Genomic DNA, 24,863 nt, shown 5'->3' with positions numbered 1-24,863 from the left:
ACTAACTGCACCGGCAAAGAGAAACGATCAATACAAACCGGCGACTTCGGCAAAGAGAAATGATCCCTAAAAGCTGGCCCCAGAACCTGAAAAAGAGAAAGAGAAGAAAAAAACCGAATGTCAGGCCCGGACCTTAATTCCTTTAATGACCTCTAATTTCCTGTTCATGATATCGAGACCCCTTTTAGCAGCGTACCAGTCAAAGAAATCGTCCTCGTCCCCAATTCCCCCGCCTTCGAATTTATTAAGGAAAACGGAAGAGTCCATTTCGTACTTCGCCTCAAAAATAGCACATTTCTCCACGTACCTCTTTGCTTTGTATTCCGCAATGAATTTGTACTGCCTGAGAGCTGAAGTTAAAACCTCTCTGGCTTCGTCACCCGGAGAATCGGTTTTAATCTCAATAGATTGGGTCATAACTGCCACAAAGAAAAATTGTTTTCATTTTATAAAAAGTGACCCCAGGGTATTGATATTCGGTATTCGGGAAGAATTCAACACATTCTAAACACAAGAAAACGCAGGAAAACACAAGAAAATGCAGGAAAACACAGTAAAAAAGAAGGGAAAAATGTGGATAAAAGGGAAAATCCACATTCCCATCGGATTAGCTTTTGATAATTGAAGGATTTAAATCGGAATGCTCAAACACATAATACGCAAACGCTGAAGAATACGCAAGTGTCATGAACTTGAAACCCTCTGTGAAATCCAGTTCCATGAACTTTGCGACCATGTACACGAAGAATAATACCTGTACACCGCAAAGCACGACCCTGGTCAGGGTTGTGATCGTTTTAGGCCATCTACTACCACTACTATCGCTACTATCACTACTGTCTGAATCATCTGATTCTTCTGTCATATTGTTTCAAACCGCTCCTAAGAAAGGTTTTTAAGGATGCTATTTATGGTTCGTTTTTAGTTTTATTGCGTTCAAATTCGTTTTTCTATGCTCAGTGCTTTTCCCGGTTTTTGGATTGTTGTTTCGCAAGGCTGTTTTCAACTACGCTAAAAAACTATGATGTCAGGTATTCCAGAGTATAGAGATAAATATACAAAACCCTGAAAAATCAGACTAAAAGCTGAAAATTCCCCCTGGGAAAATCTGCAGGTTCGCAATTTGTGATCCTTTGGTGCAGCATTATGGAAAAAACACTCTCCGATATAGAGACTTAATTACAATTTATTATTAGCACGGAAAATATATAAAACTTACGAAGATTTCCGGATGATCGGACCCGGAGGAGGAAGGAAGCCGGGAAAATTCGAATCTTATTTCAAATCTTATTTTTTATTTTTTGGTAGTACTGGGTCACTCAGAACTTAACGGCGCTGCCGGTTCTCGACAAACTGAGGAATACCGGGACCAATTGTTTATCCGGGGCTTATTCTCGAAGGTAAATATTGAAAGATCAATAGCATCGGTAGTGTCAATAGTCAGTAGCATCAATAAGCAATAAAATAAATGTTTATTTTAACGTAGAGGAAAAGAATTTTTGAGGGGATATTATGAAGAAAATATTAAAAGCCACAGCAGTACTCCTTATCGCTGCTGCCTTTCTCTTTACAGCTGGCTGTACCGAAAATAGCGAGCCCATAGAAAAAGGCCAGGTATTAACCGAAGCTGACAACGGAAAAACTTTAACTCTCGAAAAAGGAGAGAATTTCACCCTTAGCCTCAAGGGAAACCCTTCAACAGGCTATTCCTGGAAACTTGACCTGAGCGACGGCCTCAGCATTCTCAGCGACGAATATTCCACGGATCCGGATCATGAAGGTGAGGCAGGTGCTGGCGGAATCCATTCATGGGTAATCGAAGCCGGAGAGACGGGCAGCCAGGAGATAAAAGGCATATACAAACGGCCATGGGAAAGTTCAAGCGACGGGGAGAAGACTTTTAAACTTACCGTTGAGGTTGTCTGAAAGGCATTTTCGCTTTTCAGGTCAGATTTTAATTTTAAAGGATGGCGGGAGATATATAAGACTCAATTTTTATTTTTTGGTAGTTTCGGGTCACTCAGAACTTAACCGGCGCTGCTGGAGTCCATGCACTGAAAAGAACACCGCCAAAACAACCTTTTCAACCGAGCCCACAATAATACCCGGCTCCCGGCCTTAGATCGTACTTCCGTAAGAATTCCCGGCATATTTTTGAGAACTGCGATCATTTTTACTCTGCGACCTGGTTTTTTGATTTCAAGCGTATAATGGAAGGTCTCACGCACGGGTTGTAGAGGGAGTTTGAGAAGGTAAAGGTTGAATGGGGAGAGAAGAGGGGGAATAACCAAGACTCAATTTTTATTTTTTGCCAGTGACGGGTCGCTCAGAACTTAAGCGGCGCTGCCGGAGTCCATACGCTGAAGAGAACACCTCCAGAACAACACCTTTGAAAACGAGCCCCGCAATAATACCCGGCTCCCGGCCTTAGATCGTACTTCCGTAAAAATACCCGGCATAACTTTGAGAAATGCGATCGTTTTTGATCTGCGACCTGGTTTTTTGTTCTCAAGCGTATGATGGAAGATCTCACGCACGGGTTGGGGAGGGAGTTTGAGAGGTTAAAGGTCGAATGGGGGAGAGAAGGGAAATGACGGGATATTCAAGACTCAATTTTTATTTTTTGCGAGTGGGCGGGCGGCTCGGAACTTAACCGGCGCTGCCGGAACAACCCTCAACCCCAAATACCGCCGCAATTCAGAATTTCTACAAATTCAAATCAAGATCAATAAATATCATCAGTTTTAGAAGTAAAAAGCAAATCAAAAAAACAAAAAGAAAAGGGAATAATAGAAATATGACCGAAAATGATGAAAAATCAGTGACATGCCAACTTTGCGGAGCCACGATACCCGAAGACGAAAGTATGCAGGAAAACGACCAGGTCCTTTGCGAAGACTGCTATATAAATTTAAAAGAAAATCAAAACGAGCGGAAAGTATGCAAAATGAGGAAGCCAAAAAGCAACGAAAAAAAATATTAAAAGCCCTGGCATGCCTTTGAAAACTTCACTCTTTTTTACTCTGCGACCTGTTTTTTGATTTCAAGCGTATAATTGAAGGGCTCACGCACGGATTAGAAACGAAGTTTGAGAAGTTAAAGGTCGAGTGGGGAGAGAAGAAGGGTGGGGATAACCAAGACTCAATTTTTATTTTTTGCCAGTGCCGGGTCGCTCAGAACTTAACCGACACTGCCGGAGTCCATACACTGAAGAGAACTCCGCCAGAACAGCCTTTTCAACCGAGCCCCACAATAATACCCGGCTCCCGGCCTTAGATCGTACTTTCGTAAAAATTCCCGGCATAACTTTGAAAACTCATTTGGTTTTTGCTCTGCGACCTGGTTTTTGATTTCAAGTGTGAGATGGGAGGGCTCACGCACGGGTTGGAGAAGGAGTTTGAGAAAGATAAAAGTTGAATGGGAGAGAAGAGGGACATAGGACATCCAAGACTCAATTTTTATTTTTTGTGAGTGGGGGGACGGCTCAGAACTTAACCGGGGCTGCCGGAGTTCAAGCACCGAAGAGAGCTAAGCCGGAACAACACCTTTGAAACCGAGCCCCGCAATAATACCCGGCTCCCGGCCTTAGATAGTACTTCCGAAAAAATGCCCGGTATAACTTTGAGAACTGCGATCGTTTTTGATCTCAAGAAAGAAGGGGGGAAGTGCTTATGGATTTGAAAGGAAATTAGAGGAAGGCAAAGCCTCTCGAAACCTAAAAAATACACATCGCTCATTCCTTTACCTCAGGATCTTTGGCATCGTGAATCGTTAGATCTTCCAATGAGAGGTTATTATCTTTGTCGAGGCCACGATTTGCAATGCCAGCTAATAACATCGATATGGAATATGTGAAGAAACCATACCAGAGTATTACGTCCAGTGGATTTGTTTTCACACATTCAAAAAAGTATGTCAAACCATCTACCAAAAATATGACATCGAATGCCAACACCGCGTAAATGTAGTTTGTTTTACACTGCTGCTTGCTATCCGATAACCACAATGGCGAATACCATAAAAACAATAGTAACCACCACATACTTCTATGTTTAATCTTGAGAACCGCAATAGAGACTGATAAAACAACAATCAATAATGGGATCACAACTATCATTGTAAATATCGGCTCAAACACCGGATCATCAAAATTAGTATCTGCAGGCATCAATATTCCAAATAACCCACAGAGCATAAACACCAGTACAAATGCACCAAACCAGGATGCCAAATACAAACGATTCGGATTTGCCATACCCCAGGCTTTGAAACTTTCGAAGCTCGTTGCTTATCACCCCTTATACGTTAGAACTCTTTTTTCCTCAAGTTCTAAAAATAGAGCAGTGTTCTGGATTATATTTGAGTTCATTATTAAGCAGTCCCCAAGATTTAACATTCATACAGATTTAATATTAAATGACAGTTTGTAAGTTCCAGCATATATTTATTTTTTTGCCAGTGTAGGGACACTAAGGACTTAACCGGAACTGTCGGAGTCCATGCACTGAAGAGAAAAGCGCCAGAACAGCCTTTTCAACCGAGCCCCGCAATAATACCCGGCTCCCGGCCTTAGATCGTACTTCCGTAAAAATACCCGGCATACTTTTGAGAACTCATTTGGTTTTTGCTCTGCGACCTGGTTTTTGATTTCAAGCGTGAGATGGGAGGTCTCACGCACGGGTTGGAGAGGAAATTAGAGAGGTTAAAGGTAGAATGGGGAGAGAAGAGGGGGGATAACCAAGACTCAATTTTTATTTTTTGCCAGTGTCGGGACACTTAGAACTCAACCGGCGCTGCCGGAGTCCATGCACCGAAGAGAACAACGCCAGGACAACACCTTTGAAAACGAGCCCCGCAATAATACCCGGCTCCCGCACCTAATACTCAAGCCACCTTTTTGCCGCATACCATCAAAAAATCTTATCATCTCCAAATTCTCCGCTCTCAAATTTTTCCATAAAAAGGCCGGAGCCTATCCAGTATTTTATCTCAAAATCCTCACAAATCCCCGACTACTTCTTTATTTTGTATTTTGCAACACGCTTGTATACATAACTAATTAAACAATTTACCCAACATACTTCGACAGTCAATCGTTTTCCGACTTTTCATCTTTCTTATTTCTCAGAACATTCCTTATAGATTTAGACACAACTCCAATCAGAGTTATTCCTATTCCACTAAAAATCCATCCTATATTCTTGGAAAGCCATGACTGATCTTCTGCCTCTAAGATATTCAAAGTAATTCCTATTTCGATAATTTGTTTACAGAAGGCATCAAAGTAAAGAGAGGCATTTTGGAAGAATTCAGGCATTTCTTTTGGAGCAGCGGGATATAATTCTTCAATTCCGTCTCCAAATCCTCTAGTATAAGGATATACTGGTTCCGTAGATTCAAAAAAAACAGTTGTTACATTTTCATCTGTTCTAATTTCCCCTCTATCAATCTTGAACCCATAATCAGTATTTGAATTATCTGTTACAAGTTTGACTTTTAATGTATCTCCTGTATACCATGCTGTCCAAAAATCTTTATTTGAATCATGGCAATCGTAAGCCACAAGTCCATTATCGTATTCATCATAAAGAACTAGTTTATCGTAAGGATCAAGATCAAGATTTTCGAAGTGAAGTCGCATCTCAGTGGCACCAGGTTTGCTTATATCAGGCCATTTGTACTCAAAATTGTTTGCATAAGGGTGATACGACTCTGCTAAAGAGTTACCAGATATGCAAACATCCGATCTATGTTCTAGCTTGTCAATCTTGAACCCATAATCAGTATTTGAATTATCTGTTACAAGTTTAACTTTTAATGTGTCTCCTGTATACCATGCTGTCCAGAAATCTTTATTTGAATCATGGAAATCGTAAACCACAAGTCCATTATCGTATTTATCATAAAGAATTAGTTTATCGTAAGAAGCAAGATCAAGATTTTCAAAATGCAGGCGGATCTCAGTGACACCAGGCTCGGTTATATCAGGCCATTTGTATTCAAAATTGTTTGAATAAGGGTGATATGACTCTGCTAAAGAGTTACCAGATATGCAAACATCCGACCTATTTTCTACTTTGTCAATTTTGAACCCATAATCAGTATCTGAATTATCTGTTACAAGTTTGACTTTTAATGTATCTCCTGTATACCATGCTGTCCAGAAATCTTTATTTGAATCCCCACGATCGTAAGTCACAAGTTTATTATCGTATTTATCATAAAGAATTAGTTTATCGTAAGAAGCAAGATCAAGACTTTCAAAGTGGAGTCTTATCTCAGTTGCACCGGGTTTGCTTATATCAGGCCATGTGTCTTCAAAATTGTTTGAATAGGGATGATCAGACTCTGGTAAAGATTCGGCTGCTGAAGCGGATGTACATCCATTTATAGTTATTAATAGGCAACACAATATAATTGATATAATAGATACTCTAGACATTTCGCCACCTTTTCAAGTTCCTTTAATGGGACTATCTAACAGAGTAAATCCGGAAAGAGAAAATAATGCACAGGCAAATTTATAAAAAATTACAATCATTTAGACAGTTTGTTTTTTAAAGCCTCTAATTTTTCGTTTCAGAAGGACACCTTATAAGAATCCAATTTTTTATTGTAATGACTGAAAAACTTGATAATTAACCACTGGTAAATTTGTGAATCAAAAGTTGATTTTAGTGTCTCTTAATACTGAAACTTCCCTTAGAGGTATGATGCAATACATATAAGAATCTTTCTAAAAATAATAAATAAGTATAATATAAATCAATATATTTAGAGAGTTAGTTGAAAATATTATTTTTGATCGTGACAAGCTTTCATAAATTAACCACAACTGCCTTCGTTAATATTATGCGAAAATTCATAGAAAAGCTAAAAAGCAAATTCAGCATCTAACAATCATATAACGTACCAAAGGCAAAACCATGTTCGTTTTATCTGAGATCTTCGAAGACTGCCCCCAGGTAAAAATAGTCGAAGCGTTTGCAGAGAACTATGAAAACAAACTGTATGCTACCGACATCGTCCGGATGACAGGCGTTTCAAAATCAACTGTCTACAAGCACCTGGAAAAATTAGTTGCGGAAGGGGTTGTCGAAGAGAAAAGCAAGGCAGGGAAGACCCGGTCTTACCGGCTCAATGCCGAAAACCCGAAAGCAAAAATCATCCTGATGCTCAAAAGGTTCATTATTTACGAAAGGCTGGATGAATTGCTGGAAAAGGAACCGGGAGAAGAAGCCGGACAAAACCCGAATGCTGCTGCCTATGGAGATGAAAAGCCCCGGCACCCGGCTCCGGGGGAGCGTGGAGAGGGCAACGAGAAAAACCCGGCCTCAGGGGAGTACTTTGAATACATCGACTCTTACGGGGTCGAAGCGACCTCAAAAGCAGACAGTGAGACCTACATAATTGGGAATTTTGAAAGCTTTGAAGATCAAGACTCAATTTTTATTTTTCGTGAGTGTGCGGGCTGCTCGGAACTTAACCGGCGCTGCCGGAGCCCATGCGCTACAGAAAACACTTTAAAGATACAGATTTGTTAGAAATACTATAAGGAAGCTGAATATGATAGCTATTGAAGTTATGATTCAAAGTTCAGTAGAAATTTTCCAAACTTTCGTTAGAATGTTCTAGAAATCCTACAACTCTTCCAGAATTACTTCTAAATAGATTTCCTTTTGTTAGCACTTCTACTTTATTTGAATTTTTGATTTTTCTGAACTTTTCATAATTTATACCATATCTCTTTAAGTCTTCAATATCCACTTTTGCTTTAACATATCTATAAAATTTTGCAATTTCTTTTTTGTAATTTAAAATCTCATTGAAATCTTGGTCAATCATAACGTTAAATAATTCGCTTTCAAATCCATAGAAGAAAAAAAGAGTTTGGCTAATTGGAAACACTTGCCCAACTATTGAATCTCTATCAACTACTGTTTTCCTATCAAATGAATTAGAGTTTATTTGTAACTTTTTTCCCGTTTTGTTGATTAAATGTAATTGATGGAAATCCCAAAAATTAGTTGAATGCTCTATAACACGTATTCTATTATTTAGAACTGTAATTATTTTAGAATCTGAAATCATACCTAAATTTTTTTGGTAGAATTTGAGGCGAGACAGCAATTTGAACTTTAAGGGATCTTCAATTATTTCTTCAGGAGCTGGATCTAAAAGTAAGCACTTTGCCCTTAGATTACATTCGTGGTCATCATCAGATTTGAACGGAATGCAAGTAATTACTCCAAAAAGAGAGCTTCGTTGAATAATATCATTACTTTCTCTTTGGATTCGCTTTTTATCTTCTATATCTTTTTTCTGACCGTATATTGATGCACTTTTTCCGTCATCTCCAACAATAGTTCCCTTAGCTTCCACTTCAATAAAGTATTCTCCGGTTGAAGCAATTCTAAAATCCAAGTCTTTTGATTTACTGACATTAATCTTTTCCCAATCGGCTTCATGAAAACCAAACAATCTGTTCATTAATACAAGAGAACCAGCAACTCCACAACTTTCGGTCGCAAAAGGCAATGATTCATTTATACCTTTATACTTTGAAATCACTACCCCATCGCAATAACCAAAGTAATTTTCATAGATTCCAATCCTATCTGGCAATCTACGTTTAAAATCATCAAAAGTTTTCCATCCGGGCTTATTTTTCCATTCAGTAAAAATACCATATGTCCAAAACTCTTCTTTACTAACTTCTAAACCGGTTTCCAATAAATATTCCAGTTTTTTTATAGTTACTGAACCTGGCAAATTATTACGAATCATCATTTCATGGATTTTGTCATAAAACTCTACATCGAATATTATAATGTTTCCATGTTGTTCGTCTTCATTTAACATCCTTTCTCAGCTTTGTTACCATAACATTGATATTTTGTATACAATTATCAGATTTTTAACCTACATATAAAAAATATTAATATGAAAATTAAGAAAGAACATAAATCCACATTTCAAACAACCCCAACCAAACGCTCCTTCTCAATCCCCGAAATAAAATCAATAATCGACTCCCTCAATCCAAAAAGCTCAGATTTTTTCAAGGGAATCCCTAAAAGAACTACCTTACTCTCAACATTGGAATGCGGAAACACATAATCCAACTCCAAAAGAAATTGTTCATTGGAAGGATAACATAAAATTCCAACCTTATTCTTGTTCTTACTAAAAGCAGTATAAGCAAGCAACTGATGCAAATCTCTCCTATGTTCCTCTTTTAACTCCTCTGTACTACTTTTCAGATTGAACAAGTGAGACTTGTATTTTGCATCCACTACAATATCCAGGTTATTTTTCACAAGGATTACATCAGGTTCCAGATAATTAAGAGCCCAGGGAGGGTTAAAACGTGAAAATTGTCTGATTTTGTAATTATTTAGTTGCTTTGCTCCAATCTCTAGGGATATTTGCTTGAATATAAATTGTACATACCTTTCAAATAAAAGTGAAAAATCGATTCTCCAGGCAGTGATTTCTTCAAAATTCCCGGTTAAAATCTTGTTCCCTTGAACTTTCAATTTCTTAATGACAACGGAATCTGAATTATGAATATAGAGCTCGTTTGTGAATTTTTCGGGAAATTCGTACAAAGCATTATCCAAATATGTTAAAGTATCCTGAAATTGATATTTGATATGCCTGGGAGTTTTAAACGAGTTTATCTCCTTTTTCGAAATGCTGTAAACGTATTTCAACTCGAAGAATTCGCTATGAAATGTGCTCAGAGTGTTATCACGGCAGGGAAAAAGTAATCTCTTAGCAGGATCAGACTCTTTTTCAACGTATCTTTTCCAGTTCACCTCAGATTTTGGATATCTGTGTATCCTCTCAGTGTTCTGGAATTTATTCCACTTTGCTTTTACCGCTTTTTCAAGCAATTTTACGAACTTTATTGCTTCCAAATAGATAGGCGGTCTAAGATTCCTATGCGACAGAAGCGGAATTGAATTTTTGAATTCAGGAAGTATTTCAGATTCAAGGAGATTTACGATTTCAACATACTCTGAAAACTGGTCGTTTGCAGAAGTGTAACGAGGTCGAACTACAAAATCTCCTATTTGCTTTCCCGTATCAGGTGCTCGAAGTGGAATCGCTCCGATAAAACGATCGGATCTAAAATTTAAGCTGGCACTTTTTCCACTACCTTCAATTCTTGGAGTGACTTCTAGGAAATCAAACAATTCCTTGTTGTATTCAACGAATTTTTGTAGAGATTCAGCTAAATATCTACGATCTGCCCCTTTAAACCATTTTTTTGAAAGAAGAAAACCAGAAAGAGATTGTGATTTTTCAATCAAGCAAGGCATTTCGAAAAAAACATTTTGTGGGGAAGTCATTCAAACAAAACCTCACCCAGTCTTTCATAGAAATATTTCGAGAACTCATCTCTTGCATTTGTTAAAAGACCTTCAGCCAGGTATTCTTTTATTAAGGGCATTAACTCGTATTTTATTCGATCTTTCATCTCAGTTTCGTCTGAGGCTATGAAATAGGCTTGCCCCGGTTGCAAATTTAGTTCTTCACTACTTGCATACCAACTAAAAATTTTATTAAGTTCTGAGAAGTCCTTTTTGAAAAATTTCAAACCAATAGCAGGTTTGATTGGCTTAGGCTTCAATGTGTACCAGGCAAAACGCCTCCGAAGAGCAAAATCGACTACTGCAAGACTTCTATCAGCAGTGTTCATCGTACCAATAACGTAATAGTTGGAAGGGATTTTACTTATTTCGTAGCCCCCACCAATATCAATTTTTACAGCTACTTTTTCTTTTTCTAGCTGATACTCAAATAGGTAAAAAATCGGTCCCAGAATGTTGGATAAATTTGCTCTGTTGATCTCATCAACAATTAGCACAACGTTTTTTTCAGGGTTTTCTTCTGCTTTTTTAAGAGAGTCATAGAAAATTCCTGTTTTTTCCTCATAAGCTAACTGTCCAGCATCAAGGTCAGGTTTTATCCCATACATAAAATCACTGAAACTGGTTTCAGCATGGAACTGAGTAAAGAAAGGTTCTGAATTAAGCTTCTGAGCAATAATTCTTGCTAATCTGGTTTTTCCAGTTCCTGGTGCTCCCTGAAGGATCACAAATTTTCTATTTTGCACTAATTTTAATACCTCCTCTTCCTCATCCACATCTATCTTTGTTGCAACTTCTGATATCGCCTTTTTGATCGCATTCCTAGCCGGATCATTTCCTGCAAAATTCCTTATCTGAGCATAGGCTGCAACAAATCCTGCAATCATTTTTTGATCCTTTTCAGATGATGGATCTCGAATAATATTGCAAGCTGTTATCAGTTTAGAATAATTCTTTAACGAGTTTTTCAAGTGAGGAATTTTTTCCATAAACTGTTTGGGTAGATTGCTTTCTATATCCAAAAAAGAAGTTTTGCTGAATCCATCCTGATCAATAATAGAAGAAAAGAGCCTCCTAACACCCGGTAAAGCAGCTAGCTCATAATCATTCTTAAACCCCAAAGAGCCTGCAACAATGGATATTAACCAAGGTTCTCCCCCTTCGGCAGGGAAAATGACTAGAGAAAAATCGTGATATTTACCAGAAGCTTCTTCCTCCGGAGATATTAAACCAAAAAACGCACCACCCTGCTTTAATGAATCTTTTGATGTGTTATTACGGAAAATATAATCATTTGCCCCTTCTTCACTTTTCGCCCCGAAATTAGCGGCTAATTCTTGTACGAATTCAATAGCCTTTTCAATTTTATTCATATGGATCATCTTATTTTAAAACTCAACAAACAATAGCAACATTTCATTATTTTTTAAACAATAAATACTTGACTCCTTTACTTATTTGAGTATATCGGAAAGTAGTTTTTTGAGCAATCTTTTGATTATTTTTTGGATCATCGTTCCGTTCACCGGTTTTTCGGAACCTATCCGAGCAGCCCCCAGGTGAAATATATTAATTAAGTTATAGATGGTAGGAAAATCCCCCTCCCAAACCAAACACCTTTAAATCCCATCCCTACCTTTTCTATCCAAAAAATAACCCTCATAACTTCCATCGGTGACATTTTCGTCAACTGCCCCTCCCTAAAACCCGCCTAACGGCTCAGGTTTTAGGAAGGGGCTTGTCTAACAAGCCCTGGTTGACCAGATCCCCGATTAGGAGCTTAGGAAAGATCGGGAAACGATAGGAACGAATTCATAGTTACCCTGGAATGCCGCCTCAGTTTCAGGCTCTAAGGATGCCAGTTAATCAGTCCTGAGAGGTAGGGACAGTGCTTGCATCATAAAACCATTCCATATCTGATCGAGAGGAAGCCGGAAACCGGGATTGTCTCCACTAACCCGGATATGCATAACCCTATTCAATAGGAGCAATTACGAATGTTTGTATTCGTACTAAACAAAGATGGAACCCCGCTCATGCCCACGAAACCGGCAAAAGCGAGGATCTTGCTCAAAACAGGAAAGGCAAAAGTGGTCCGAACCACGCCCTTCACCATCAAGTTACTTTTCGAAAGCAGTAGCTACACTCAGCCCGTAACTGCCGGAATGGATACCGGATCGAAAACCGTAGGATGCGCCGCTATCGCTTCCGAAAAAGTGCTGTATCAGTCCGAAATTTACCTGAGAGAAAACGTTTCGAAAAAGATGCAACAAAGGCAGATGTACAGAAGAACCCGGAGAAGCCGGAAGACAAGGTACAGGCCAGCAAGGTTCAATAACCGGGGAAATTCGAGGAGAGAAGGAAGGTTGGCTCCTTCCATCAAAAGCAAACTTGATTCTCATTTCAGGGAAAAACAGTTTGTGGAGTCCATTCTCCCGGTAACGAAGTGGAAGGTAGAACTTGCCTCCTTTGATATCCACAAAATCAAAAACCCGGAAGTTTCCGGAAAAGGATATCAGGAAGGGGATCTCAAAGGCTTCTATAATGCCAAGGCTTACGTCCTGTACAGGGATGGGTACACCTGCCAGCATTGCAAGGGAAAGTCAAAGGATTCCCGGCTAAATTGCCATCACATCATTTTCAGGTCAAAGCAGGGGTCAGATGCCCCGGAAAACATGATCGTGCTCTGTGAAACCTGTCACGGCTCCCTTCATGCCGGGAACTTTGAGCTTTCAGGGAGAAGGTCAAACACGAAACACGCAACCGAAATTGGCATTGTCAAGTCCCGAATCAAGAAATCCGGCTGGAACTTTGAGAACGTTTTCGGCTACGAAACAAAATTCCGGCGAGAACAAGTTTTGGGACTCGAAAAAACGCATTATTTTGATGCTGTTGCTATCTGTTGCCGGGATAACCAGAAGGTAGAACCGGATGATACGGTCTACTTCAAAAAACACGTTCCTGCGGGAGATTATCAGCAAAGAAAAGGGAAACGGTCTGAGAAGAAAATACCTACCGGAAAGTTGTTTGGCCTCAGGAAATTCGATCTTGTAAATACGGAAAAGGGGATCGGATTCATTCGAGGAAAACGGTCAAGCGGGTATTTTTCGATCTCAGATATATTTGGAAACAAAATTTCAGATAGTGTCAATATTAAGAAAAAATATAGGAGACTGAGTGCGAGAAGTACTACATTAGTTCAGATGGTACAGTTGACGCATTCCTCCCCCACCTGCCATTTCCGGCAAGCCGGAAATGCCGAGGAGAGAGTCTCCTGCTGAGGTAAGATGAAACCAAGACTCTACAAATATTATCCCGAAGACTTCGGGGAACTCAAAGTTGACGTTTTGCACATGGACCTGGTGTTTGACGTCTTTGATGACCGGACGAATGTGAAGTCCATGTTAAGGGTGAAGACCCTGGGCGAGCCAGTTGAGAAGCTGGAGCTGAACTGCAGGGACCTGGAGGTCAGGGCTGTTAGCTGTATCCAGTACGAGGTACACTATAAGTACAGGAAGGCAGACGCCATCCTTGAGGTCAATTTCCTGGACCCGGTGCCGCCTGAGACCGAAATTACGGTTGTCACGGATACGGTGTGCAGGCCCACGAAGAATATCCTGGAAGGGCTTTACTATGACGAGACGCCCGCCGGGGCTCCCCCGCAGCAGATCACGCAGTGCCAGCAGTGGGGCTTCCAGAGGATCGTGCCCTGCATTGACGATATGTGTGCGAAGTGCACCTACAGGACAACTATCATAGCGGACTCGCGCTACACCAACCTGATCACCAACGGGGACGTTGTCGAGGAACGGCACACCGTAAAGCCGGGCAGGGACAAAATCGTCTACGACAACTCGGTTACGCCCATGGCGACCTACCTCTTTTTCCTCGGAGTCGGGACCTATTCCACCTTCAGGCTGGAGTTCGAGTACCCGGACGGGGACTCTTTCATGCTGGAACTGCTGGTACCGCCGGAATCCGAGGACGGGCCCGCAGGAAGGGCTCTTGACATCCTCTACGACTCCGTGATGTGGGTCTACCTCTTCACGGGCCCCGAACAGTACGACCCCGAAAAGCTTGCCGTCCGGCAAAAGCTCTGGGAACTTGTCCGGCAGCGGGACCGGTTGAAGTACGGAGCCGGAGCATGGGCGAGCAAGGGAGCCGGGGAAGCCGAGGAAGCCACGGAAGCACCGGAAGCCACAGAAGCTACGGAAGCACCGGAACCCGCAGTGCAGAAACTCGGGAAAATCCGGGCCGAGCTCGCAAAACTTGTCGGCAGCATCAGCCCCGGATACAAATACACCGGGACCGTCTACCGGGAGATCGGGATGCAGAACTCGGACTTCGGGGGAATGGAAAACGTCGGGAACACCACGATTACCACCAACCGAATCATGCCCTTCACACAGATCACGGACCCCGCATTCGAGTACATGATCAGGGTCAAGGTGCACGAGTATTACCACAACCAGAACGGGTCCGAGGTGACCGGAAAGAGCCCCTTCGAGATCTGGCTCAACGAAGCCGTGACCGTAAACGTGGAAGAACAGTACCACGCCTTCCTTTTCGGGGAAGAATACCAGAGGCTCGGGCGGGTGCTCGACCTGCTCGCTCCGGGCTACGGGACCTTTGCCCTGGACTCCGGCGCAGCTTCCATGCCCATCATCCCTGACGGCTTCAACGACCCCAACGACCTGATCACAGCCGTCACTTACGTAAAAGCCCCGGAATTCGTGCGCATGGTCGAGACCCTGATCGGAAAGGAGACTTTCATCCGCGGCCTGGACAATTACTTCAAGAAATTCGGGCACTCGAACGCCAGCACCGGCGACTGGATCGAGGCCATGGAAGAAGCAAGCGGGCAGCCCCTGAAAGAGATGGCCGAGGTCTGGCTCAAACAGACAAAGTTCCCTGTAGTGGACGTCACCACGGAATACGACGAAGCTTCCCAAAACTTCACCTTCAGGCTCAATCAGCGGGTCCCCGAAGGAGGAAAACCCTGGGACTTCCCGTTCAGGGCAGCCCTCGTGGACGAGAAAGGAAACGACCTTGCCGAAGTCCTGGAACGGGTCAGCGGCAAGCAGGCGGAAATCACCGTGGAAAACGTTGCAAAGCCCGCCTTCCTCTCCCTGAACCGGGACTATTCCTTCTACGGGAAACTCGTCTACGACGCAAGCCCCGAAGAGCTCCTGCTCCAGGTCAGGAAGGACAGCGACATCATAGGCCGTTTCACCGCCTTCTACACCCTGGTCGACCGGGAAAAGCTGCGCCTCCTCAAAGACCCTGAAGCAAAACCCACCGAAGACTTCGTCTCCCTCTACTACAAACTGCTCAACGACCGCGAACTCCTCGAAAAAGCCGGCGGGCAGTTCCTGGCTATTTTCGAGTCCGTGGAAGAGGAGGAATATGCCCACCGCTACCAGGCCCTCTATGAAGTGAAACAAAAACTCCTCAGGGCGGTTGCCGCAAAGTACTCGAACTCCCTGCTCTCAGCCTACCGCTACTTCGAGGAAGCCTCGGCCGCAAAAGGCGAGACCCTGAAAGAAGAAGCCCGGGTCATCAAGAACCGGCAGGCCAAAAACGTCTGCCTCGGCATCCTGGCGTCCCTGGACACCCCCGAAGTCCACGGCCTTATCAAGCAGCAGTTCGAAGCCGCAAGCTGTGCCTCGGACAGGCTCTCTGCCTTTGCCGCCTACCTGGACAGCTCCGCCCCGGACAAAGTGGATATCCTGCGGGCCTTTGAAGCAGAATCAAAGCATAACCTGGTCGCCTGGGAAGCCTTCCTGGGAGTTATCGCCCGGAGCAGCAGCGCCGACGCCGTGGAACTCGTCCGGGAAATGGAAAAGTCCGAAGCCTTCCGGATCGAACAGGCCAACGACCAGCGCGCCCTCTACGCAAACTTTGCCCGCAACCGGAAAAAGTCCCTCCAGACCGAAGAAGGCCGCCGCTTCATGGCCGAAGCCCTCAGGAAACTGGCTCCGGTCAACGAATACAGCACCGTCCACATGCTAAACACCTTCGCGGATATCGACATGATGGAAAAGGAGTACCGCCTCCCCCTGGCAAAACTCCTTGCCGACCTCCTTGCCGACCTGGACCCCGAAAAAGTCCCGAGCGTCTACAACAGGGCAAGAAAACTCCTGCTAGGGAACTCCAGGTCCCTGGGAGAGTACGAATCCGAATACGGGAAAAACCCCGCCCTCGGACCTGAAAAACAAAAAAAGTAAACTCGGGAAAGTCTAGTACCAAAACGTCACAACCCAAAACCTCACAGGGCCCGGTAGAAACGAAAAAACAAAACAAAATGTTTCCCGGGTCAACTTTTTTTCATTTTCCTGCCGAACTCCAGGCAGGATCTCCTTTTTTCGTACAGCTTTCAAAGTTCCCGGGCCTCATCCCGTTCCCGAAGGGAACGGCTTTTCCCTGGAAATGGAAAAGACAGACGAATTGAAAAATCACCCGATAATGCGATTTTTATTTCTCAGAGATTGTGATTCACCCCATCATGCGACTTTTATTTCTCAGCGATTGCGATAAGCCAAACCATTAGTAAGAATGAGAGAAAAGATAGTACAGGCAAATTTGTAAAGGCAAATGCTCCTTCTATGCAATTTTCAGGGAAAAGCCGCTCGCTTCGCGCTGCTTGCGAGCGTGGGTGGGCATGGGAAAAGGGAGTTGATGGTTGCCCCGGGTTTATAGGAGAGCGGCAAAACAAGAATCCCAAAAAAGATCAGATCAGCAAGAAAAACGAGAACCCGGAAGTCACAAGCAGGATAGAGACCAGCAGGCTGGGGACCCAGAGAGACATCAGGGAAAAATCCTCGGCTCTCAGCTCTTTGTAAGCCTCCTGGTAGCTCCAGAAAGCAAGCACGTACCACCGAACCGGTAAGAATAGAGATGGAAGCAACAAGGGGAGCAAGCCAGGAATGAGTGCCTTAAGCCATGAAAATGGAAACCCCGAACCCCGCAATCACGGCAGCAAGTCCCGTCCTGAGCCAGGCGCTAAAAGTGCGTTCGCTGTCCAGCAGGGCACGCTGGCGGGCAACTTTATTGTTTTCCTGTGCAAGTTTTTCGAGCTCGATTTCAGGCATTTTTCTTCCTCCAGGAACGTTCCGTGAATCATGATGGGGGATTCTGACAATGAGATTAGATGATGAGTTCAGATAAAGGATGCCGAAACGGATTTCGATAAGGGATTTTGATCAGCAATTCTGATTTGAAAAAAATTAGATAAGAAGAAATATATATTCATAATAAATAAATATTAGCAAGAAGTCGCGGGACCTGATGGGAGCAGGTGGAAACCGTCCACTTTCCGGAGGGGGAAAATCCGGAATAGGAAAAATCCGGAACAGGAAGAATGCCAGAGTCTTTAGAGGTGGGGGAATGTCAGAGGGATTTGAAGAACTGTTTCTGAACTTTTTTTCCTTTTTATTCAGTATAGTGGGCTCGCTGCTCATAATCTATGGAGGACTCCGGGCCACTGCCGAGATCATCCTTTTTGAACTCTTCAAGAAGCCGTACAAATACCAGAATATAAGAAAAGAACTTACAAACAGAATAGTCTTCGGACTGGAGTTCTTTATCGCAGCGGATGTCCTGCAGACCGTACTGAACCCGTCCCGGGATGAACTGTTCCTCCTGGGGACAGTCGTACTGATCCGGACGGTCCTCGGCTATTTTCTGAGCAAAGAAGTTACGGAATACCAGCTCGATTGAAACCGGGCTGCCAGCTAATGAGCAGGTCAACCGGTCACCGGGGGCTTAATAAGTAAGTTCTTAAGTCCTGCAGTCTGTCGGCCGGCCACCCAGCCGATAAGTCGAGCAGCCAGTGAGCCAACGAGGTTGATTATAAGAAGCTCAAGACCTCCGGGCTGATTTAGTCTTCCTTGTGCTGGAATATGAATGCCAGACCAAGTATCGCAATCCCCGGGATTGCGATTGTGGGGAATTCTGGAATACTTTCCTGAACGCCCCCGTTGGAAATTGTTACTGCCACCGTAGCTGTATCTTCATCTATAATTAGCTGGACCGGGCATAAGTAACTTTGTTTTAACAGTACGTTGGAATTACAAATAAAATAACAATGTCTTAATGTAATAATATGTCTAAGGTGATATGTGTTGAAAAAAGTAATTCTGACGCAGGTCCCCCATATCTGCGCCGCTTCCTTTCACTCTATTATTTCTCCGAAGTGGAACCCGACAATGCTAAGGTCCAGAATATTGACTTTCCCGTCCTGGTTTACGTCCCACCTTGGATAAGGTTCAGTTGTAGTGGTTCCAATTTTCTGGCAGACTGTGGCTATATCCAGGATATTCACTTCTCCATCTTCGACGATGTCCCATTCAGGATGGTAGTCATTGATGTAGATGGTGTGCTGCTCTGTTACCTGATCGATTCCATCGCTTACCGTTACTTCCACCGTGTGTTCTCCACTGCTCGAGTAGTCGGTCTGCCAGATATAGCTCGGATCAGTGCTGCATGTTACCCCATTGATCCTGATGATGTAATTCAGGAACTGTCCATCCAGATCAAATGCGCTTACTGAAATGTTAATTTCTTCTTTTTCATTGAAACTCGATCCGTTTTCCGGTTCGAAAGAATCAATAACCGGAACATTATTTGGTGGATTCACGGTTATTAAGACATCTTCCGAATCGTTGAGGTACCCATCACTGACTTCAAATGTGACTGTATAAATGCCGGACTGTCCGGGGGCTGGTGTCCAGGCAAACCCTCCTGTTGCCGGGTCAATGTTTGCTCCTTCCGGAAGGCCTGCGGCTGAATAGGTCAGGTCATCGCCGTCCGCATCGCTAGCATATATCGTAAAGTTCAGGGGATTCGCCTCAGAAACCGATTTGGAACCAATCGAATTCAGTAAAGGTACAGTGTCGATCAACACGGTTGAATTGTTAATGGTAATTGGTACCGCCCTTAAACTGCTGTCACTAACAATTACATTGGAGAGTTTTAGTTCTGCCATGCCTGTGTCGCTTCCTGCAGTCATGCTGATTGTTGCCATCACTCCCTCTGAAGAGACATTTGATTTGCCAAGGATTGAGCCGTAGATATCTGTAACTGTTCCTTCGCTGTTGTTGATGGTCCCGCTGTTGAATATGGTCCCAGCCCCGTCCTGGTTGAAAAGGTTTCCTTCAGTCACACTGTTTGCTGTTGCCATTGAACTGTCGAATAGCAGGTCAAACTGGGCTCCGATGATTGATATTGATGGATATATTAAAACATCGACTGTGAAATTTTCACCAGGTGTTATGTTGTTCCTTCCAGGGGAGATGGCTACGATGGTGCCGGGGTTATCGATGATTAGATCGCCTGCTAAGATCGGGGTACCACCCGATTTAATTGTAAGAGTATCGTCGGGGCCTATTGCAAGCTTGCCATCGATCGTTCCTGGATTTTGCATTTCGGTTGCATCCGCAGTACTTGTAAAGGCAAGTAACACTGTCATTGCTATTAGAAAAAATAGATTATGTTTGTTCATTTTTATTTCCCACCTTAAATTTATGTTTGTCAGAAACGATTACAATATTTATATCTCTAAAAATCATCTCACTTCTCTAAAAATAATAAATGTAACTTTTTTCTATGTATCACATCAGCAGAGAGCCGAAAAACCGGAAGTTTGCACCTATATTCTCATAGTACCGAGAAATCCAATCAAAAAATAGGGACCATGCAAACTTTTGAAATTTAGTCTCGTTGCTTAAATGTGCCAAAATTTTGGCAAGTATGAACTTTTCCGACGCTCTCCAGAAAGATCGTTTTTAGTCATTCAGCTTTTTTACCCTGTTGCAACCATTAGCGTTTAACATATACATAAAATTTATTTATATGCACATAATTAATTTATTTATATCGCCCATACTTCTGTGAATATGCACAAATTTCCTACTAAAGTCAAGTGTAAAGTTCTGAATACATGCCTGGTTTTATCCCCTGACCCGCACCTTTTCATAACTCCTATTTCCTTTCCCTCCCCCGAATCCTCGGCGCATAAGCTTTTAACGTTCTCCCCCTTGAAAGGCAGTTTTAAATACCTTTTGACACAAGAGGTTGTTGCAATGGATCAATCAATTGGAGATCCACCTTCGGAGATCACCTGGAACCTCAGTATGCAGTCTGTCAGCCAGTAACTAAGCCAATAAGTACTACCGCCGGCAAGTTAACCGGCAGCAAAAATCAAAGTTGTGCTGGTGCACCCCGCTACAAGCAACGGGGTATGTTCGCGCCACCGCTGAAAATTCCGTAAAAGAAGACAATAGACCTAATATGGTTTATTTCGAGTAGAAGTTAACAAACAAAAACGGATTTGATAAATCATATATCATCAACGGTTTTCTGGGACGTGTCCATCCCACAGCAACTGCAGGGTATTCGGCTGAAATAAACATTTTGACCTGCCGTAATACATTCATAAATTATCTAAAATTTAGTTATTCCATGTTTCATTTCCCTTTCTCGGACTGAAAAACCTCCCGAAGACAGGGTATTATAATATGCCTTATATAGTGTGTATAGAACTTCGAGTGCATAAGAGCCATGAAGAGCGCACAACGGGAAAGCACCAGAGGTATGAAAGGAAATATGTAAATTATTTGAGGCGATGAGGTAGTGAGGTCTCAGGGATAAAGAAAAACGGATTTTCCAGCAGGTAAAGAGTCCTTCCCCCACAAATCCGTCCTTTTCCCTTCAGTCCGAGACTATTCGTCTTTCCGAGACCATTTATTTATCTTTCCTCCATTCCATCTTTTCGCAGGAAGGGGCTTGAAAATGGAAATGTACTTAATAGCGGCCCTGGGCCTGGCGGGCCTGTACATGGCCTGGAACATCGGGGCAAACGACCTGGCAAACGCCATGGGGACGGTTGTCGGGACAGGAGCCCTTTCACTCCGGCAGGTCATAGTCCTGGCTGCCATATTCGAGTTCCTGGGAGCAGTCTTCTTCGGGAAAAGGGTCACAACAACCATCGCAAAAGGGATCGTGCCAATCGACCTGGTAGGGAGCATCGACCCCAATTTAGTCGTAACAGGGATGCTTGCCGCAATCCTGGCTTCCGGGCTCTGGGTTACTCTTGCGACCTTCTACAACCTGCCGGTCTCCACCAGCCACGCGACCGTAGGCGGGGTCCTGGGTTTCGGAATTTCCGTTGCCTACCTCGGAATCATCCCTTTTTCCGCAATCAACTGGCCTGTCATGCTGCGAATCGTTTTGAGCTGGTTCATCTCTCCCTTGATGGGAGCCGGTCTCGGCTTCACCATCTTTGTCCTGATCCGGACCCTGGTCCTGCACAGGGCGGAAGGAGACGTGGAAAAGTACTTCGTTCCCCTTCAGGTCCTTACAGCCTGCTACATCGCCTTTGCCCACGGTTCCAATGACGTCGCAAGCGCCATCGGCCCGATCTCGGCCGCCTTCACGGCCCTGGGGATTATAGGCGAGGAAATCCCGGACTGGATTTTTGTGTTAGGGGGCCTGGGAATAGTGCTCGGTCTTGCTACCTGGGGCTACAAGGTAATCGAAACTATCGGCTCGAAGATTACGGAACTTACCCCCTCCAGGGGTTTTTCCGCTCAGTTTGCAACAGCCTCCGTGGTCCTTCTCCACAGCTACATCGCCCTTCCGATTTCCACCACCCACATCCTGGTAGGCTCGGTCATAGGGGTCGGGCTTGCAAGAGGACTTTCATCCGTGGATTTAAGTGTGATCTGGAAGATAATATTTTCATGGGTAGTGACTGTCCCCGTGGCAGCAGCGACATCAGCACTCATCTTTCTCGGGCTTAAAGGGGTCGGAATATAATGCCAGGAAAATACCAGCGCACGGTAATCGAGGTTTTCGGGACGCCTCCGTTTATTCCTCTCGAGGAACATGCCGGAAAAGCAAAGACCGCGGCCAGGAAACTGAACGAGGCCGTAGAGGCATACTTTGAAGGAGACATGGAAACGCTCCACGAACTCAGTGTCGAGATAGACAGGATCGAAGAAGAAGCCGACTACATCAAGCAAAAGATCCAGGCAAGCCTCTCGGCTTCCGTAAAGCTCCCGGTGGACCCGAAACACCTCCTTGATTTTCTCACCGAACAGGACAAAATAGTAAACGATGCCCGGAACGCCGCCTACTGGATGGAACTCCGGGAATACAAAGAAATCGCCCCGGAAATAAAGGAGGGCTTCCTGAAACTGGTCTCAAAGACGAAGGAAACCGTTGAAAAATACTACACCCTGATAGAAAAACTGTACAAACTGGTCGAACTCTCCTTCAGCAAGAAGAAAATAAAAGCTGCTTTCGAAATCGTTCCCGAAGTAGACAGGCTCGAACACGAAGTAGACAGGATAGAATCCGAACTCACAAAACACATTTTTGCAGAACAGGAAAAACTTCACGGAGCCGGGGTCTGCCACCTGCTCGAACTCGTGGAAAAAATAGGGGACCTTGCGGACAAGGCCGTAAGGTCCGCCGACGCCCTTCAGACAATGGTAATCCGGCGGTAATCAATAGCTTTACCTGTTTATTGATTTTCAACTTGTTTTAAACCCAGTATAATTTATATTAAACAGAGTTTAACTTATTTCCAACCCGGTTCTACTTGTTTCCAACCCGGCCCAACTTATTTTTAATATTATTAGTGTTGATGAATAGCCTTTAGAGCACATTCTTTAAAAGGATATAGCCTTTAGAGAACGTAGTCTTTAAAGCTCATAGAACACACTCTTAACACATCTCTTAACAGCGTTTCCATCCGGACCACACCCTGAAAACAGCATAATTTAAAAGTAAGTAGTGTGTTTAGGATACAAAATATTATTAAACTCTAATAATATACTAACCCGAAACCCCGGACAACAATCAGAAAGCGATCCGAAAAGGATTGGAAAACAGGTCCTGAGGGACTGAAAACAGATCCGAAAAGGACTGGAACAGATCCGGAACAAATCAGAAATCCCACTTATTCAGAATCATCAGAAACAGGAGCAATTTAATGTATCATTTGAAATGTATCGAATGCGGTGCGGAGTATTCAAAGGACGAGGTAATTTACACCTGCAGAAAATGCGACGGGCTGCTTGATGTCATTTATGATTATTCTTCAATCAAACTTGATATGGAAAAATTAAAAACCGAGTGCCCTTCCGTCTGGAAGTACGCAAAACTCCTCCCCATAGAAAGGGAACCCGTTACCATTCAGGAAGGCGGGACCCCCCTCTACAAATGCGACCGCCTGGCTGAAAAGATAGGAGTCAAAGAGCTCTACGTAAAGCACGAGGGGATGAACCCTACCGGCTCATTCAAGGACAGGGGTATGACCGTGGGGGTCTCGAAGGCGCTGGAACTCGGGATGGACACCGTCGCCTGCGCATCTACCGGGAACACCTCCGCAGCCCTGGCAATCTACGGGGCAAAAGCCGGCATTCCGGTTGTCGTGCTGCTCCCGGCAGGAAAGGTCGCTCTCGGGAAGGTCGCCCAGGCCCTCATGCACGGGGCAAAAGTCCTCAGCATCCGTGGGAACTTCGATGACGCCCTTGCTCTTGTGCGTACCCTCTGCTCCCAGGAAAAGATCTACCTCCTGAACTCCATCAACCCCTACAGGCTGGAAGGCCAGAAGACCATCGGGTTCGAGATCGTGGACCAGCTCGGTTTCAAGGTCCCGGACAGGGTGGTCCTGCCGGTAGGAAACGCCGGGAACATTACCGCAATTTACAAGGGCTTTCGAGAGTTCAGGCTGCTCGGCATAACCGATGCGGTTCCGAAAATGACCGGGATCCAGGCCGAAGGCTCCTGCCCGATCGTAAAAGCCATCAAGAGCGGAGCTCCGGCAATCACACCGGAAATGAACCCGGAAACCATTGCAACGGCAATCCGGATCGGGAACCCCGTAAACGCAACCAAGGCCCTGACCGCTATAAGGGACTCTGACGGCACTGCCGAATCCGTGACCGACGAGGAAATCGTAGAAGCCCAGAAAGACCTTGCCAGGCTCGAAGGCATAGGTGTGGAACCCGCAAGCGCAACCTCGGTTGCCGGCCTAAAGAAACTGGTTGACCTGGGAGTCATCGGAAAAGACGAAACCGTCGTCTGCATAACCACCGGTCACCTCCTCAAGGATCCGGAAGAAGTAATCGAAGTCTGCGAAGACCCTATTGTCGTGGACGCGAATATAGAATCCATCCGGAAAGCCATCTTCAAATAAGAAAATAACCTTCTTCGGAGAAGGAAAAAATAACCGGTTGAAGAGAAAGCATATCCCGAAGATACATATTGAAGAGTATTTAGGTGCCGGAACCGTAAACAGTTGGAAGTTTGGCTGGGAAAAAAGCAAACCTGAAGGCCCGAAAGGCCCAAAGGGCTGGCCGAAAGGAAGGGAACTGAAACGGATTCCGGGACTTCCTGTATTTTTACAGTTCTCCCGAATTGACTCTTATAAACTGACAGCTATATCCTTTATCAAACATTCATTGAAATCAAACA

The 24,863-nt window shown here is 43.9% G+C and carries 19 protein-coding genes; 9 read left to right on the top strand and 10 right to left on the bottom strand.

Going from position 1 to position 24,863, the window contains the following annotated elements; all coding sequences use genetic code 11:
* Window positions 1-120: 120 nt before the first annotated feature.
* Both MSMTP_RS05660 and MSMTP_RS05655 read right to left on the bottom strand, forming a co-directional pair.
* Entirely contained in the window at window positions 121-417 is a 297-nt protein-coding gene (locus tag MSMTP_RS05660) for a hypothetical protein (protein ID WP_048182822.1), read from the bottom strand.
* 190 nt (window positions 418-607) lie between these two features.
* Window positions 608-865, bottom strand: a complete 258-nt coding sequence (locus MSMTP_RS05655) for a hypothetical protein (protein ID WP_048178192.1) — start codon at window positions 863-865, stop codon at window positions 608-610.
* A gap of 647 nt (window positions 866-1,512) precedes the next feature.
* Between MSMTP_RS05655 and MSMTP_RS05650 the strand changes: the two genes are divergently transcribed.
* Window positions 1,513-1,926: a protease inhibitor I42 family protein gene (locus tag MSMTP_RS05650; protein WP_048178191.1), complete on the top strand. Its 414-nt coding sequence runs from the start codon at window positions 1,513-1,515 to the stop codon at window positions 1,924-1,926.
* Window positions 1,927-3,733: 1,807 nt separating this feature from the next.
* On the opposite strand, the gene MSMTP_RS05640 is transcribed toward MSMTP_RS05650, so the two are convergent.
* Together MSMTP_RS05640 and MSMTP_RS05635 are read right to left on the bottom strand one after the other, a co-directional pair.
* Entirely contained in the window at window positions 3,734-4,255 is a 522-nt protein-coding gene (locus tag MSMTP_RS05640; RefSeq protein WP_048178189.1) for a hypothetical protein, read from the bottom strand.
* Between the two features lie 834 nt (window positions 4,256-5,089).
* The gene (locus MSMTP_RS05635; RefSeq protein ID WP_048178188.1) at window positions 5,090-6,442 is read right to left on the bottom strand and encodes a hypothetical protein; all 1,353 of its coding nucleotides are present in this window, start codon (window positions 6,440-6,442) and stop codon (window positions 5,090-5,092) included.
* 484 nt (window positions 6,443-6,926) lie between these two features.
* Between MSMTP_RS05635 and MSMTP_RS05630 the strand changes: the two genes are divergently transcribed.
* Window positions 6,927-7,544 carry a winged helix-turn-helix domain-containing protein gene (locus MSMTP_RS05630; protein ID WP_048178187.1) on the top strand — a complete coding sequence of 206 codons (618 nt, stop codon included), beginning with the start codon at window positions 6,927-6,929 and terminating at the stop codon, window positions 7,542-7,544.
* Between the two features lie 52 nt (window positions 7,545-7,596).
* On the opposite strand, the gene MSMTP_RS05625 is transcribed toward MSMTP_RS05630, so the two are convergent.
* The 3 genes from MSMTP_RS05625 to MSMTP_RS05615 form a co-directional block, all read right to left on the bottom strand.
* A complete protein-coding gene (locus MSMTP_RS05625; protein ID WP_048178186.1) occupies window positions 7,597-8,862 on the bottom strand; it encodes a hypothetical protein in 1,266 nt (421 codons plus the stop codon).
* Window positions 8,863-8,975: 113 nt separating this feature from the next.
* On the bottom strand, window positions 8,976-10,358 hold the full coding sequence (locus MSMTP_RS05620) for a hypothetical protein (protein ID WP_048178185.1): 1,383 nt from the start codon (window positions 10,356-10,358) through the stop codon (window positions 8,976-8,978).
* Window positions 10,355-11,752 carry an McrB family protein gene (locus MSMTP_RS05615; RefSeq protein WP_048178184.1) on the bottom strand — a complete coding sequence of 466 codons (1,398 nt, stop codon included), beginning with the start codon at window positions 11,750-11,752 and terminating at the stop codon, window positions 10,355-10,357. Before MSMTP_RS05615 ends, MSMTP_RS05620 begins: the two co-directional genes overlap by 4 nt.
* 624 nt (window positions 11,753-12,376) lie before the next feature.
* Between MSMTP_RS05615 and iscB the strand changes: the two genes are divergently transcribed.
* The 3 genes from iscB to MSMTP_RS19000 all read left to right on the top strand — a co-directional run bounded on the left by iscB (window position 12,377) and on the right by MSMTP_RS19000 (window position 17,221).
* On the top strand, window positions 12,377-13,660 hold the full coding sequence (gene iscB / locus MSMTP_RS05610) for an RNA-guided endonuclease IscB (protein ID WP_048178183.1): 1,284 nt from the start codon (window positions 12,377-12,379) through the stop codon (window positions 13,658-13,660).
* A 6-nt stretch (window positions 13,661-13,666) separates the two neighbouring features.
* Entirely contained in the window at window positions 13,667-16,606 is a 2,940-nt protein-coding gene (locus tag MSMTP_RS05605; RefSeq protein WP_048178182.1) for a M1 family metallopeptidase, read from the top strand.
* 378 nt (window positions 16,607-16,984) lie between these two features.
* Window positions 16,985-17,221, top strand: coding sequence for a hypothetical protein (locus MSMTP_RS19000; protein WP_156153691.1), 237 nt, complete (start codon window positions 16,985-16,987; stop codon window positions 17,219-17,221).
* A 93-nt stretch (window positions 17,222-17,314) separates the two neighbouring features.
* Here the strand turns inward: MSMTP_RS19000 and MSMTP_RS18410 are convergent, their stop codons facing one another.
* Window positions 17,315-17,470, bottom strand: a complete 156-nt coding sequence (locus MSMTP_RS18410; RefSeq protein WP_082090511.1) for a DUF202 domain-containing protein — start codon at window positions 17,468-17,470, stop codon at window positions 17,315-17,317.
* A gap of 196 nt (window positions 17,471-17,666) precedes the next feature.
* Here MSMTP_RS18410 and MSMTP_RS05600 point away from each other — a divergent pair, with 196 nt between their 5' ends.
* Entirely contained in the window at window positions 17,667-18,098 is a 432-nt protein-coding gene (locus tag MSMTP_RS05600) for a DUF1622 domain-containing protein (RefSeq protein ID WP_369799617.1), read from the top strand.
* 160 nt (window positions 18,099-18,258) lie between these two features.
* On the opposite strand, the gene MSMTP_RS19660 is transcribed toward MSMTP_RS05600, so the two are convergent.
* Complete coding sequence (locus tag MSMTP_RS19660; protein WP_197076149.1) at window positions 18,259-18,378, bottom strand: PEF-CTERM sorting domain-containing protein; 120 nt, start codon at window positions 18,376-18,378, stop codon at window positions 18,259-18,261.
* Window positions 18,379-18,552: 174 nt separating this feature from the next.
* Complete coding sequence (locus tag MSMTP_RS05595; RefSeq protein ID WP_082090509.1) at window positions 18,553-19,803, bottom strand: putative Ig domain-containing protein; 1,251 nt, start codon at window positions 19,801-19,803, stop codon at window positions 18,553-18,555.
* A 1,367-nt stretch (window positions 19,804-21,170) separates the two neighbouring features.
* Here MSMTP_RS05595 and MSMTP_RS05590 point away from each other — a divergent pair.
* The 3 genes from MSMTP_RS05590 to thrC all read left to right on the top strand — a co-directional run bounded on the left by MSMTP_RS05590 (window position 21,171) and on the right by thrC (window position 24,585).
* On the top strand, window positions 21,171-22,196 hold the full coding sequence (locus MSMTP_RS05590) for an inorganic phosphate transporter (protein WP_048178181.1): 1,026 nt from the start codon (window positions 21,171-21,173) through the stop codon (window positions 22,194-22,196).
* The gene (locus MSMTP_RS05585; RefSeq protein WP_048178180.1) at window positions 22,196-22,888 is read left to right on the top strand and encodes a TIGR00153 family protein; all 693 of its coding nucleotides are present in this window, start codon (window positions 22,196-22,198) and stop codon (window positions 22,886-22,888) included. The genes MSMTP_RS05590 and MSMTP_RS05585 overlap by 1 nt, the downstream gene beginning before the upstream one ends.
* A 488-nt stretch (window positions 22,889-23,376) precedes the next feature.
* On the top strand, window positions 23,377-24,585 hold the full coding sequence (gene thrC, locus MSMTP_RS05580) for a threonine synthase (RefSeq protein WP_048178179.1): 1,209 nt from the start codon (window positions 23,377-23,379) through the stop codon (window positions 24,583-24,585).
* The last annotated feature ends 278 nt before the right edge of the window (window positions 24,586-24,863 follow it).

This window comes from Methanosarcina sp. MTP4 (assembly GCF_000970045.1).
GTDB lineage: Archaea > Halobacteriota > Methanosarcinia > Methanosarcinales > Methanosarcinaceae > MTP4.
This window is presented reverse-complemented; position numbering and strand designations above follow the sequence as displayed.

What these genes read in the sequence shown, in the direction of transcription:
- MSMTP_RS05660 (WP_048182822.1), bottom strand. Translation starts at nt 417, where the DNA reads ATGACCCAATCTATTGAGATTAAAACCGATTCTCCGGGTGACGAAGCC.
- MSMTP_RS05655 (WP_048178192.1), bottom strand. Translation starts at nt 865, where the DNA reads ATGACAGAAGAATCAGATGATTCAGACAGTAGTGATAGTAGCGATAGT.
- MSMTP_RS05650 (WP_048178191.1), top strand. Translation starts at nt 1,513, where the DNA reads ATGAAGAAAATATTAAAAGCCACAGCAGTACTCCTTATCGCTGCTGCC.
- MSMTP_RS05640 (WP_048178189.1), bottom strand. Translation starts at nt 4,255, where the DNA reads ATGGCAAATCCGAATCGTTTGTATTTGGCATCCTGGTTTGGTGCATTT.
- MSMTP_RS05635 (WP_048178188.1), bottom strand. Translation starts at nt 6,442, where the DNA reads ATGTCTAGAGTATCTATTATATCAATTATATTGTGTTGCCTATTAATA.
- MSMTP_RS05630 (WP_048178187.1), top strand. Translation starts at nt 6,927, where the DNA reads ATGTTCGTTTTATCTGAGATCTTCGAAGACTGCCCCCAGGTAAAAATA.
- MSMTP_RS05625 (WP_048178186.1), bottom strand. Translation starts at nt 8,862, where the DNA reads ATGTTAAATGAAGACGAACAACATGGAAACATTATAATATTCGATGTA.
- MSMTP_RS05620 (WP_048178185.1), bottom strand. Translation starts at nt 10,358, where the DNA reads ATGACTTCCCCACAAAATGTTTTTTTCGAAATGCCTTGCTTGATTGAA.
- MSMTP_RS05615 (WP_048178184.1), bottom strand. Translation starts at nt 11,752, where the DNA reads ATGAATAAAATTGAAAAGGCTATTGAATTCGTACAAGAATTAGCCGCT.
- iscB (WP_048178183.1), top strand. Translation starts at nt 12,377, where the DNA reads ATGTTTGTATTCGTACTAAACAAAGATGGAACCCCGCTCATGCCCACG.
- MSMTP_RS05605 (WP_048178182.1), top strand. Translation starts at nt 13,667, where the DNA reads ATGAAACCAAGACTCTACAAATATTATCCCGAAGACTTCGGGGAACTC.
- MSMTP_RS19000 (WP_156153691.1), top strand. Translation starts at nt 16,985, where the DNA reads ATGCAATTTTCAGGGAAAAGCCGCTCGCTTCGCGCTGCTTGCGAGCGT.
- MSMTP_RS18410 (WP_082090511.1), bottom strand. Translation starts at nt 17,470, where the DNA reads ATGCCTGAAATCGAGCTCGAAAAACTTGCACAGGAAAACAATAAAGTT.
- MSMTP_RS05600 (WP_369799617.1), top strand. Translation starts at nt 17,667, where the DNA reads ATGGGAGCAGGTGGAAACCGTCCACTTTCCGGAGGGGGAAAATCCGGA.
- MSMTP_RS05595 (WP_082090509.1), bottom strand. Translation starts at nt 19,803, where the DNA reads ATGCAAAATCCAGGAACGATCGATGGCAAGCTTGCAATAGGCCCCGAC.
- MSMTP_RS05590 (WP_048178181.1), top strand. Translation starts at nt 21,171, where the DNA reads ATGGAAATGTACTTAATAGCGGCCCTGGGCCTGGCGGGCCTGTACATG.
- MSMTP_RS05585 (WP_048178180.1), top strand. Translation starts at nt 22,196, where the DNA reads ATGCCAGGAAAATACCAGCGCACGGTAATCGAGGTTTTCGGGACGCCT.
- thrC (WP_048178179.1), top strand. Translation starts at nt 23,377, where the DNA reads ATGTATCATTTGAAATGTATCGAATGCGGTGCGGAGTATTCAAAGGAC.